This window comes from Streptococcus sp. S5 (assembly GCF_034134805.1).
GTDB lineage: Bacteria > Bacillota > Bacilli > Lactobacillales > Streptococcaceae > Streptococcus > Streptococcus lingualis.
Genome location: NZ_CP139419.1, coordinates 107,554 through 120,161 on the forward strand (window position 1 = coordinate 107,554; position 12,608 = coordinate 120,161).

The 12,608-nt window shown below is 41.2% G+C and carries 11 protein-coding genes; all 11 read right to left on the bottom strand.

From position 1 onward, the window contains the following. Nucleotides 1-2: 2 nt before the first annotated feature. Complete coding sequence (locus SM123_RS00595) at nucleotides 3-3,728, bottom strand: phosphoribosylformylglycinamidine synthase (protein WP_320909596.1); 3,726 nt, start codon at nucleotides 3,726-3,728, stop codon at nucleotides 3-5. Nucleotides 3,729-3,936: 208 nt separating this feature from the next. Then, nucleotides 3,937-4,644 carry a phosphoribosylaminoimidazolesuccinocarboxamide synthase gene (gene purC, locus SM123_RS00600; protein ID WP_195424205.1) on the bottom strand — a complete coding sequence of 236 codons (708 nt, stop codon included), beginning with the start codon at nucleotides 4,642-4,644 and terminating at the stop codon, nucleotides 3,937-3,939. Between the two features lie 150 nt (nucleotides 4,645-4,794). Further along, nucleotides 4,795-5,043, bottom strand: a complete 249-nt coding sequence (locus SM123_RS00605) for an acyl carrier protein (RefSeq protein WP_021154192.1) — start codon at nucleotides 5,041-5,043, stop codon at nucleotides 4,795-4,797. 3 nt (nucleotides 5,044-5,046) lie between these two features. After that, nucleotides 5,047-6,042, bottom strand: a complete 996-nt coding sequence (gene plsX / locus SM123_RS00610) for a phosphate acyltransferase PlsX (RefSeq protein ID WP_320909597.1) — start codon at nucleotides 6,040-6,042, stop codon at nucleotides 5,047-5,049. Next, nucleotides 6,039-6,818 carry a DNA repair protein RecO gene (gene recO, locus SM123_RS00615; RefSeq protein ID WP_049486261.1) on the bottom strand — a complete coding sequence of 260 codons (780 nt, stop codon included), beginning with the start codon at nucleotides 6,816-6,818 and terminating at the stop codon, nucleotides 6,039-6,041. Before recO ends, plsX begins: the two co-directional genes overlap by 4 nt. Beyond that, on the bottom strand, nucleotides 6,802-7,983 hold the full coding sequence (locus SM123_RS00620; protein ID WP_320909598.1) for a pyridoxal phosphate-dependent aminotransferase: 1,182 nt from the start codon (nucleotides 7,981-7,983) through the stop codon (nucleotides 6,802-6,804). Before SM123_RS00620 ends, recO begins: the two co-directional genes overlap by 17 nt. Nucleotides 7,984-8,137: 154 nt before the next feature. Beyond that, nucleotides 8,138-8,986 carry a class B sortase, LPKTxAVK-specific gene (gene srtB / locus SM123_RS00625; RefSeq protein WP_320909599.1) on the bottom strand — a complete coding sequence of 283 codons (849 nt, stop codon included), beginning with the start codon at nucleotides 8,984-8,986 and terminating at the stop codon, nucleotides 8,138-8,140. Nucleotides 8,987-9,074: 88 nt separating this feature from the next. Further along, nucleotides 9,075-9,695: an amylase-binding adhesin AbpA gene (abpA, locus tag SM123_RS00630; protein WP_070594694.1), complete on the bottom strand. Its 621-nt coding sequence runs from the start codon at nucleotides 9,693-9,695 to the stop codon at nucleotides 9,075-9,077. A 222-nt stretch (nucleotides 9,696-9,917) separates the two neighbouring features. Beyond that, nucleotides 9,918-10,058 carry a hypothetical protein gene (locus SM123_RS00635; RefSeq protein ID WP_173018797.1) on the bottom strand — a complete coding sequence of 47 codons (141 nt, stop codon included), beginning with the start codon at nucleotides 10,056-10,058 and terminating at the stop codon, nucleotides 9,918-9,920. Between the two features lie 49 nt (nucleotides 10,059-10,107). Next, on the bottom strand, nucleotides 10,108-11,082 hold the full coding sequence (locus tag SM123_RS00640; RefSeq protein WP_024054582.1) for a ribose-phosphate diphosphokinase: 975 nt from the start codon (nucleotides 11,080-11,082) through the stop codon (nucleotides 10,108-10,110). A gap of 180 nt (nucleotides 11,083-11,262) precedes the next feature. Further along, nucleotides 11,263-12,516: a peptidoglycan hydrolase PcsB gene (pcsB, locus tag SM123_RS00645; RefSeq protein ID WP_320909600.1), complete on the bottom strand. Its 1,254-nt coding sequence runs from the start codon at nucleotides 12,514-12,516 to the stop codon at nucleotides 11,263-11,265. Between the last annotated feature and the right edge of the window lie 92 nt (nucleotides 12,517-12,608).

Here is a 12,608-nt window from a genome sequence, read left to right on the forward strand (position 1 = left end):
TTTTATTTTCCAGTAAAGTATTTAACCGCTGATGCAAAGAGATGTTGGTCTTTATTTCCTGGAATATTTTGGAAGAGACCATCTTCGAAACGTTCTGAGTGACCCATCTTACCAATAATTTGACCGTTCTTACTTGTGATACCTTCGATAGCATTTACAGATCCGTTAGGATTATATTTAGAATCCATGCTTGGTTTACCTTCGAAGTCAACATATTGGGTAAAGATTTGACCATTGTCACGAAGCTCTGCGAATTCCTCAGCTGTCACGACAAATTTCCCTTCACCGTGTGATACTGGAATGGCATGGATGTCACCAACTTCTACTCCGGCAAGCCATGGTGAGTTGGTGTTGGCAATCCGTGTTTCTACCATCTTAGCCACGTGTTGGTTGGCATCGTTGTAGAAGAGGGTTGGACTGGTGCTACTTGCATCTTCAAAGTTACCATATGGAAGAAGACCTGATTTGACAAGGGCTTGGAATCCGTTACAGATACCAATAATCAAACCACCACGTTCGATGAAGTGATCGATAGCTGCACGTACTTTTTCATTGAGCAAGATGTTTACGATGAATTTAGCTGATCCATCTGGTTCATCCGCTGCTGAGAAGCCACCTGCAAAGAAGATAATATTAGCTTTTTCGATATTGTCAACCATGGTGTCAACAGACTTGACAATCGCCTCTTCATTCAGTGTGACAAATGGTACCAGGTTAACTTTTGCTCCTTCTTTTTCGAAGGCCTTAGCGGAGTCATATTCTGAGTTGGTACCTGGGAATACCGGGATGTAAACTACTGGTGTGTCAACTGTTTCTTTAGCTTTAATCACAGCATTTGTTGTTACAGCCGGTACTTCTTCCAACTCAGTTGCTTGTGCAAATTCCGTTGGGTAAACTTCTTCCAATTTACCTTGGAAGGCACTGTCAAGTTTGTGTCCATCAAGCGTTACACCATTGACAGTAAGTGTAAAGTCAGCTACTGTTTGTCCAATCTTGGCAACACCTGCAATTTCTTCAGGCGATGTGAAGACGAATCCACCCAATTGAGCTGTCAAGCTAGTGTCAAGGTCAGCTAATTCGACGTTTGCTCCGATATGGTTCCCAAATGTTGCAAGGGCAAGAGCTTCAACCTCACCACCATATTTAACAGCTGATGCAGCTGTCACTTTGTGGTTAGCTTGGATGGCTTCAAATTGAGCAAAGTTAGACTTGATAAGATCGAAGTCAATTTCTTGTGCCAAAGCTTGACCAGGAATGTAGTAAATATTTTCACCAGCAGCTTTAAATTCTGGAGAAAGAACCTTACGGCTATCCGCAGTTGTGACACCAAAAGCAACCAAGGTTGGTGGTACTGTCAATTCTTCAAAGGTACCAGACATAGAGTCTTTCCCACCGATAGATGGCAAACCAAGTTGAATCTGAGCTTCAATGGATCCAAGAAGAGCTGAGACTGGTTGACCAAAACGCTCTGCTTGTTTATCCATACGCTCGAAGTATTCCTGATAAGAGAAACGAGCCTTAGACCAGTTTGCACCAGCAGCAACCAAACGAGCTGTGGCTTCGATGACCGCATAGGCAGCACCATGATATGGAGACCATTCTGCTACATAAGGGTTGAATCCTTGCGCCATAACAGATGCAGTTGTTGTCACGCCATGTTGGACTGGCAATTTCTGTACAGAAGCTTCCGTTGGTGTGATTTGGTAGCGACCACCAAGTGGGTGATTAACTGTTGAACGACCAACTGAGCTATCAAAGATGGTTTGCAACCCTTTTTGACTGGCATGGTTAAGATCAGCCAAGACTTCAAGAGTATCAGCTTCAAGGGTTTCAGCAGATGTTTGACGTTCTTCTGGCAGCTTGACATCCTTGTCAACCACCTTAGCATCTACGACTACACGCACACCGTTTGTATCAAGGAAACGACGTTCCAAATCAACGATTGTTTCACCATTCCAGTGCATGACAAGATTTGGTTTTTCTGTTACTGTTGCAACGACAACAGCATCAATATTTTCTTTGTTACATTCAGCAACGAAGGCATCTACATCTTCTGGACGAACCACTACGGCCATACGTTCTTGAGATTCAGAGATAGCAATTTCTGTACCGTTCAAGCCTTGGTATTTCAATGGCACTTTGTCTAGATCAATTTCAAGACCATCTGCCAATTCACCGATAGCCACACAGACACCACCAGCACCAAAGTCATTTGATTTCTTGATTAGACGGGTCACTTCCCCATTACGGAAAAGACGTTGAATCTTACGTTCTTCGATGGCATTCCCTTTTTGAACCTCAGCACCAGCTGTTTCAACAGATTCAACCGTTTGAACTTTAGAAGAGCCTGTCGCACCACCGACACCGTCACGCCCAGTCTTCCCACCGAGAAGGATCACGACATCTCCAGCTTCAGGTTTCTCACGAACCACATTTTCCTTAGGAGCCGCACCGACAACTGCACCTAGCTCCATACGCTTAGCAACGAAACCTGGGTGGAAGTATTCACGAACATAGGTTGTGGCAAGACCAATTTGGTTACCATATGAAGAATAACCGTGAGCCGCTGTTTTAGAAATCACTTGTTGTGGCAATTTACCAGCGCGAGTTTCTGAAATTGGAGCCGTGATATCACCAGCACCTGAGATACGCATGGCTTGGTAAACGTATGAACGACCTGACAATGGGTCACGAATGGCACCACCGATACAAGTAGCCGCTCCACCAAATGGTTCGATCTCCGTTGGGTGGTTGTGCGTTTCATTCTTGAACATAAGAAGCCATGGTTCTTTGACACCATTGACATCTACTTCAATTTCAACTGAGCAGGCATTGATTTCATCAGACACTTCCATGTCCTCCAAACGACCATTAGCACGCTCATAACGGCCAAAAATAGTCGCCATATCCATCAAGGTTTGAGGTTTTTCTGTACGTCCCAACTCATCACGCATGGCAATATACTTGTCATAAGTCGCTTGCAATTGTTTTTCAAATTTAGAAGCTGAGAAGTCGATATTCTTCAACTCAGTCTCGAAAGTTGTATGACGGCAGTGGTCAGACCAGTAAGTATCCAAAACCTTAAGCTCAGTCTCAGTTGGCACACGTCCAATAGACTTGAAGTAATCTTGAATGAAGAGAAGGTCATCCACTTCCATGGCCAATCCTTGCTCTGCCTTATACTGTACAAAATCTTCTGCCGTATAAGTTTCAAAGAAATCCAAGCTTGGAATGGTCTTGTCAGACTCAGAGAAATCCTGTTTCGCAATGCCAACAGTGATATCTTTGAAACGAGAATCCACTGGGTTCAAGAGGTAGTTTTTAACAGCTTCCAACTCATTCGCATCGATATCCTTGTTAACCAAGTACAATTGCGCTGTATTCACTGTTACGTCATTTGAACTACCAAGCAACAGCAAAGCTTCTTGTGAAGATGCCGCACGTTGGTCAAATTGACCAGGCAAACTTTCGATCGCAAAGAAAGCATGCTTCTCAAGATCAGCCTGAACCGCAGCTTCATCCAAAATAGTATCGGTCACTTGCTCAGAGAAGATGTGTTTTTCTGCACGCGCAAACAAGTCCTCTGCCAAACCAAAGACATCGTAGACCTGAACAATCCGAAGATCCTTCAAAGTTTTCAACTGAAGATTATGCTGTAATTCTTTTACTAAAGAGTCCGATTTCACACGAAAATCAGCTTTTTTCTCAACGAAAATACGTTTATCCATTTTATTTCCTTTATTTCTATTCAAACATGTTATCGAAGACGAAGGTTTTCTATTTCAAAAAGATCACTTCAAACCTTGCAATTTTTCCAATACAACTTCATAAACATCTGTCAAGCTACCAAGATCACGACGGAGTGAAAAGGTCTAGTAGACCTTTTCAGCCTGAGTCCTTTTACTTGAAAGACGAAGGTTTTCCCTTTCAAACAACTTATTTCAAGCCCTGTAATTTCTCCAACACAACCTGATATACATCCGTTAAACTGCCCAAATCTCTACGGAAAACATCCTTGTCCATATGGTGCCCTTCAGCATCCCAAAGGCGGCAGTTATCTGGAGAGAATTCATCCGCCAAGATAATCTTGCCATCCTTATCAAAACCAAATTCCAATTTGAAGTCAATCAAGCGAAGACCAATTTGTGCAAACCAATCTTTCAGCAATTCATTGATACGACGTGTTTCTTCCTTGATATAGGCAATTTGCTCATCATTGGCAATATCCAAAAACTTCACATGCTCATCATTGATGAATGGGTCATCCAAATCATCGTTCTTGTAGTAAAATTCAACGATTGGAGTCTTCAAGTCCAAACCTTCTTCAACGCCAAAACGTTTAGAGAAAGAACCAGCAGTCACATTACGAAGAACCACCTCCAAAGGAATAATTTTTACTTTCTTGTTGAGTTGTTCTGTGTCAGAAATACGTTTTATAAAGTGAGTCGCAACACCCGCAGCATTCAATTTTTCAAAAATAAGAGACGAAATCTGATTATTTAGCACACCTTTTCCTTTAATAGTCTCCTTACGAGCCCCATTTAGCATAGTGGCTTGGTCCTTATAGACCGACTTAATCACATGTTCGTCCTCAGTAGTATAGATATCCTTAGCTTTTCCAGTATAAATCAGTTGATTGGTCATGACTTTGTTCGCCTTTCGTATTTTATCACCTTCATTCTATCACATACAAAGTGTATTTTCAATAAAATTCCGTACAATATAAGCAGAATCCGAATAAAAAGGACAGAAAAAAAGATCATCCAGAATAATCTCTGAACGATCCCTTTTTCATTAGTGACCAGCAGTTCGTTTTTCGATATAGTCGACAACATCCCCTACTGTGTTAAATTCATCAATAGCCTTGTCCGGAATCTCAATTTGGTATTCATCCTCAAGATTGATAATAAATTCCATCAATTCAACAGAATCCGCCTGTAAATCCTTACGTAAGTCAGATTCCAAAGATACTTGAAAGTCTGGACCCTTGCGATCTTTGAGAAATTCCTCAATTGTAACTAAAATTTCGTTTTGTTTACTCATACATTACCCTTCCTTCGATAATTCCTTCACTGATTTTCCAACAACATCTGTCTCTAACATGGTCCGAATCTGACGAATCGTGCTATAGACAGCTTTGGCATCACTCGAACCATGCGTTTTAACAACAGGTGCTTGAAGACCAAACAAGACCGCTCCTCCAACATCTGAGAAATCCAAGGTTTGCTTCAATGATTTCAAACGGTCCTTGAGCAGAAAAGCTCCAAATTTCGCCTTCCAGTTTCCTGTGGCAATTGCTTGTTTCAATTGCTTCAAGATCCCAAAAGCCGTTCCTTCCATCGTTTTCAAGACAGCGTTTCCCGTGAAACCATCCGCCACAACAACATCTGCAACACCATCCATCAAATCACGCGCTTCCACATTTCCAACAAAATGAATCGACGCATCCTCAGATAACAATTGGTAAGTTTCCTTGCGCAAAGGATCTCCCTTACTAGCTTCTGTCCCATTGTTCAATAGACCCACACGTGGTTTTTGAATCCCACGAACGTTTTCCGCATAGTAAGACCCCATTACAGCATACTGATGCAAGTGCTCTGGTGTATTTTCCGCATTAGCACCTAAGTCCAACATGTCATACCCGCGACCATCAACCGTCGGAAGTGTGGACATCAATCCAGGGCGTTCCACCCCTTTGATACGGCCAACGATAAAGAAGCCTGCTGCCAACAAAGCACCTGTATTTCCTGCAGAAAGCATGGCATCCACCTCACCAGCCTTCACATCCTTGGCAGCCAAGACCATAGAAGCTTGCTTCTTCCGACGAATAGCACGCGTCGGCTCATCATCTGAATCGATTTTTTCTTCCGTATGAACAATCGATACACGCTCTGTTGCTGTTAAATAGTTTTTGATTTTTGCCTCATCACCATACAAGACAATCTCAATATCATCAAAATCACGAATAGCTTGATTCACACCTTCTACCAAGGCTTGAGGTGCATTATCGCCCCCCATTGCATCTACTGCAATTTTTTTCATGTTTCACCTCCAGATGAATCTTTCATAATCGCTCCCCAATCACTTAAGGAATCGATAAACTTTTTAGCTTTTAAATGGATCCCTACATACTCCTCATACAACTGATCAATTGCCTGACGCAGAGCTGCTTTCATCTCTGCTTGTAGAGAAATCGTCTCTAACTCATTGAATCGTACTGCTTGAAACTGATCCAATAAATAGAGAACATTCGGATGCCAGTGAGCGCGTCTCTCATCCTGATCATAATGATCCGGACAAAGGACCCCACTATAGCGAAAAGAGTAATCAAAAGGAAGTCCAACCCGATGACAGAAACAGCATTCATGCAGATTCAAGATAACTCCAAATCGTGATAGAATCTGAATCTCAAAAATATTGGTCAAAACCTCATAATCCAGTCCCTCTTCCATCAAAGACAAGGTCTTTTCCAAAAAAGCAAACAGGGCTGGATCCACCTGATTATCCTGAATACTTGCATCTGCAAGCGCCAGAACATAGGTCGCATAAGAAAGGGCAAAAAGATCTGCATTGATTTTTTTATAAACCTGCACATCTTGAAAATCATCAATATAACTCAACCCATCATCATTGATTTTCAACAACATATCTGCCGTTACCAAAGGTTGCAACATGGGATTCAACCGTGATTTTCCCGCATGTTTCACAAAAAACATCCGCTTCCCTGACTTCTCCGTGAAAATTTTGACCAGCTTGTCATCTTCACGAAACTCCCGATTATACAGGACAATTCCCCGGGTCTCAATTGACTCCAGCATGTTCTTCCATATACTCCTTCAAGCGTTTCATTGCTTCCTTGATAACCTCCATGCTGGCTGCATACGACAAACGCACATAGCCTTCACCATATTGACCAAAAGCAGCACCAGGAATAAAAGCAACTGCTTTTTCACGCGCAAAATCCTGCAAGAAAGCAAAGGAGTCTTGATTATAACCAGCTGGGATTTTAGCAAAAATATAAAAGGCACCATCTGGCTTAATCATCTCAAACCCAAGCGCGGACATCTGTTCGATAATATAATCCCGACGCTTCACATATTCCTTCTTCATCGGTTCCGCATCATCTCGACCTTCCGTCAAAGCTTCGATCGCAGCATACTGGTTCATCGTTCCAGCAGCCGTTACCAAATACTGATGACTCTTGATAAGTTGGGCCGTCAATACAGCCGGAGCAAAGATAAAGCCAAGTCGCCAGCCTGTCATGGCATGAGACTTAGACAAACCATTAATGACAATGGTCTGCTCAGGAATGAAGGATGCCATAGAGACATGCGCTTTTCCAGTATAAGTTAGCTCTGAATAAACTTCATCACAAATCACAAAGACTTCATATTTTTTTAGGACAGCAGCCAATTCTGCCATCTGTTCGCGCGAATAAGTGACACCCGTTGGATTAGCTGGATAATTGAGAATAACAGCCTTCAATTTTTCACCCTGCTCTAGAATCGCCTTTTCCAACTTTTCAGGAGTCAAGACAAAACGATCTGCTGTCGTATCAATTTCGACAATTTCCGCCCCAACCAAATTCACAATCGGTTCATAACCAGGATAAGCTGGCGCTGGGAGTAGCACTACATCCCCAGGTTCCAAGATCGCTGTCAAGGTGGCAGATAGGGCTTCAGTCGCACCGATCGTCACCAATATCTCATCCTCAGGACGGTAGTGAATACCATACTTGTCAGCCACAAACTGACTCGCAGCCTCACGCAAAGCCAACAAACCACTCATCCCAGTGTAATGGCTAAAGTTCGCATCAATGGCAGCCTTTCCTGCTTCTTTTACATGTTCAGGAGTTGTAAAATCTGGTTCCCCCAAAGTCAAACGCAAGACACCAGGAATGGAAGAAATTGATTGATCGAACTGACGAATCAAAGATACTTCAATCCGATTCAGATTTTTATTAAAACGTGTCGTTAAATCCATAGAACACCTCCAAAACACTTATATTCATTATACTATAAATAGGACCCCATCGCAAAAGAACAAGCCAGATCCCCACCTTTTGCTTACCACCAATGGACATTTCAACAATCCTTCCATGCAAAAAAGACTTAGCAATGCTAAGTCTTTCAAGTCATTATTGTTGACCACGTGTTGCCACGTATTTCAATTGATCTGCATGTTTTGCCACAAAATCCTTCATTTCTGAATCAGGAATTTGACGAAGGTAGAGGTTAGAACGAATGGTTTCATCCTCTTCACGACAAGTTGACAATACTAAGTATTTATCAGATGCTTTGATCTTGATATTAGGATTCTTCGTACGAGCTGACTCATAGATATTCTTCAATTGTGTCGTAAAATCATTGTCATCAGTAAAGCTTGTACGGTAGAAAGCGGTGTCCTCTGGGACAATGACCAATCCCATTACTTCATAATAATATTTCCGCTCTGGTGTCTCAATCACAACATACGGATGTTGGTCCAAATACTCTTGTTTGTCATAGTAGTTGACATCATTAAACATGCGATGATCGCCGACCTTACTACCACGAGCATGACCAAACAACCAAGTCAAACGATCACTGAAGTCTTTCTTGTTGTCCATATCCATGAAGACTGTCCCCATGTATGGTTCATTTCCACCATCAAACGTCTTATTCAAATAAGTTTCATTGTCAGTGGTTTGTACAACAGGTTCATCCAACTCAGTACCCGGTGCATAGACATAAGCAATTGCCTCAGGGTTAACAGCTGTTAACTGAGCAAAACGATTTTTCAAGTAATCTTTTTCTTCTTGGCTTGGTTCATATTTAGTTTCTTGCTTGGTTGAGCTTGTTCCAGTTGTTTTTTTAGCCGTGCCAGATGACTTAGTTCCTCCAAATGGATTAAAGAAAATAAATCCAGCAACAAGAACAACAACTGCAACAAGAGCAGCAATTACAACACCCAATTTATTTGAACTTTTTTCCCCAGCTCTTTTCATTGATTGATCTCCTCTTGATGATTTTTTCTAAAAAATAACACTGAACCCGAAGGTCCAGTGATATTTTACGAGCTAATTAATAATCAAATTATTTAACTGCGCTTGTTTTTGGAAGAGCTTTACCAGCTTGTTTTGAACCAGCTTTACCAGCTTCTGCTTTTTTAGCTGCTTCTTCTGCTTTAGCTGCGTCAGCTTTAGCTGCGTCTGCTTTAGCTGCGTCTGCGTTAGCTTGTTCTGGATTAATTCCATGTTCTTTCAAGTAACGAGCGTTAGCTTGTTCTGGAGTTTCATTCAAGATATAGTAACGGCCTTCTTTTTTCTTAGCTGTGTTTTGAACAGTTTGGAATTGTTGTACATATTTGTTACGTACGTTCAAGAATGCAGTATTGAATGCTGCTTCATAAGCTGCTTTCTTTTCTCCGTAAAGGTGTGAACCACCTTCAACAGCATCAAATTCAGCTTTAGCTGCTACTACTGCTGGATCAGCCGCTGCTTCAGCTTTGATTTCGTCCATGTGACCGTTAAGGTATTCTTCAACTGTACGAGCACTTACAAATTCAGATTGATCATAGTATTTTGAAGCGACGTCAGTATCTTGAGGTCCTCTAGGATTGTTAGCTCCACCGTTGACTCCACCTTCGGCAAGAACTGGTGCTGCTGCAGCAAATACTGCAAGAGCTGCTACTGATGATAATAAAACTTTTTTCATTGTTTTATCTCCTTTTTTCTTTTCAAAAATTATTCGTTACTTCGTAACTATGACTAGTATACTAGGATATTCTGCCTATGTCAAGACTTTTTCCATTATTTTTTAAAAAAAGTTTAATCTTTTGATCCATTTGAGATATAGAACTACGAATTTAAAACCATCTTGGAAAAATACTCTATTCATATATAAAAATGTATTTAAAAAATAGAAATCTTTTCTATCCTATTTCACCACCCCATTTTTTGGCAATCGTTTCTTGGGCAAACTAGGATCAGCCTTTGCTTCTAGTTCTTTAGCTGCTTGAACCAGTTTTTTCCGTTTCTTTTCTTTTTTTAGATTTTCCAACCATTTTCTGATTTCCATTTGTATATCCTCCTAAATAAAAGAGGCCAGTTACCCAGCCTCCTTATTGTTAACATTTTTTGGCATTTCCGATTTCAAATAGAGGGGAAAGAGGACGATTTTCATGAATACGCACAATTGCTTCAGCAAGGAGTTTGGCAATCGAAATTTGCTCAATCTTATCAATCAATCGATCTTCCGGTAGATAAATCGTATCCAATACCACCAATTTTTTAATCGCTGATTTTTGAATGTTGCCCATCGCTGGACCTGATAAAACAGGGTGCGTACAGCTTGCATAAACCTCTACAGCTCCTGCTTCAGCAAGGGCATCCGCCGCATGACAGATTGTACCAGCTGTATCAATCATATCATCAATCAAAATACAAGTTTTACCTTCAACACTCCCAATGATATTCATCACTTCACTCGTATTCATCTTATCGACACTCCGGCGTTTATCAATAATCGCAATCGGAGTCTTCAAAAATTCAGCCAATTTCCGAGCACGAGTCACACCACCATGGTCTGGACTGACAACAACATAGTCTTTTCCAATCATCCCGCGACGTTCGAAATAGTCTGCGATCAAAGGCGCACCCATCAAGTGGTCAACAGGAATATCAAAGAAGCCTTGAATTTGAGCAGCGTGCAAATCAATTGTCAAGAGACGATCAACTCCAGCAACCTCAAGCATATTAGCTACCAACTTAGAAGTGATTGGTTCACGAGCCCGAGCTTTCCGGTCTTGACGAGCATAGCCGTAATACGGCATCACCACATTAATCGATTGCGCACTAGCTCGTTTCAAGGCATCTACCATAATCAAAATTTCCATAAGATTATCATTAACCGGTGAGCTAGTGGATTGCAAAATATAAACATCTTTCCCACGGATTGATTCTTCAATATTAACCTGAATTTCTCCATCAGAAAATTGACGAACCGTTGACTTTCCAAGCGGTAGTCCCATTTCGCGAGACACACGTTGAGCCAATTCTTGATTTGACGACAAAGCAAAGAGCATTAAATCAGAAAATGACATGATTTCCTCCAGTAAAATCTAAAAACCATATTGTACAGTCAGCACAAATTTCTCCTGTAAACATTTTATCGCTTTTTAAGCAAATATTCAAATATTAATTTATGGAAAATACAAAATCCGGCTCTACCGACACTATTTCAAAAAAAGAAGCAGAACAACTGTCCTGCTTCATGGTAATTCTTAGTTTGGATAGATATAAGTTACAGTACCTTGAGCTGTTGTTGGGTTGAACCAACCACGGTAATTTCCAATACTACGGATACCGTTATAGTTAGATTCAGAAACTTGGATACTTGTTGTAGATTGAACAGCTGTAACGACTGCTACGTGTCCATATCCACCATCATTCCAACATGCAATAGCACCAACTTGTGGTTGAGATCCTGTGCGGAATCCAGCAGCCGCTGCACTTGCAGCCCATTGACCACCGTTGCCCCAGTAATCGCCAGCCCATGGAGCCAATGTCTTCGCACCCCATGTACATTCACCAACTGGATAAGATGATGCAGATGTACTATAAGTTGGACGAGAAACAGTTGCTACTGGTGCTGCTGATGCTGCTGCTTGAGTTTGAACAGCAGGTTGAGCTGCTGCTGTAGGTGTTTGAGCTGCTGCCGCTGGTGTTGCAGCAGGTGTTTGAGCTGCTGCCTGAACTTGTGCTTGAAGGGTAGTATTTGCAGAAGCTTTCACAGCTGCTTGTTGTTCCTTTTGTTTTGCACGGTAAGCTGCTTCGGCTGCTGCCGCTGCCGCTGCCGCTTTTTCAGCTTCAGCTTTTTGTTGCAACAAAGCGTTCTTTTCGTTTTCAGCAGATGATTTTTCAGCTGCCAAATTCAATTGTGCCACTTTCAACTCAGCTTCTTTAGTTGACAAAGCTTGCGCATCATCTTCTAATTGCTGTTTATTTGCAATAACAGTATTGATAGCGTCGTTGTTTTCTTTTTGTTTTTGTGCAATATCTTCTTTATCACGTTTTTGCTCTTGCAACATTTTGTTGTTAGCATCTGCAATTTCATTCATAGCAGAAATACGTGAGATAGCTTCTGTCAAAGATCCAGAGCTAACAATCGCATTAATATAGCTTGTTGCAGTTCCAGTTGTTTGAGCACTACGTGCTTGATTTGCAAGTGATTCTTGACGAGCAACAATATTTTTTGACAACTCATCGATCTCAGCTGACAATCGTTCAGATTCTTCATTCAAACGGTCATTTTCAGCTTGAAGATTTTCTTGTTGTTGTTTAATTTCAGATACTTGACCTTGGATTTGATCTACCTGAGCTTGTGCACTTTGTTGTTGTTGATTAATACTATTGATTTTGTTATCTTGAGCAGCAATCTTATCATCTGTTGAGTCAGCTGATACACCTGCTACAACAGCACCTTGTGATAAAGCAACTGTACTCAATAAGATTGTGGCAAATAATTTTTTCTTCATTAGATAAATTTTCCCTTTCTAATAAGACACTAACTAGTATAACAAATTTTTTGAAAATTTATATTACGCTATTGTTACATTTTTATTTCGAG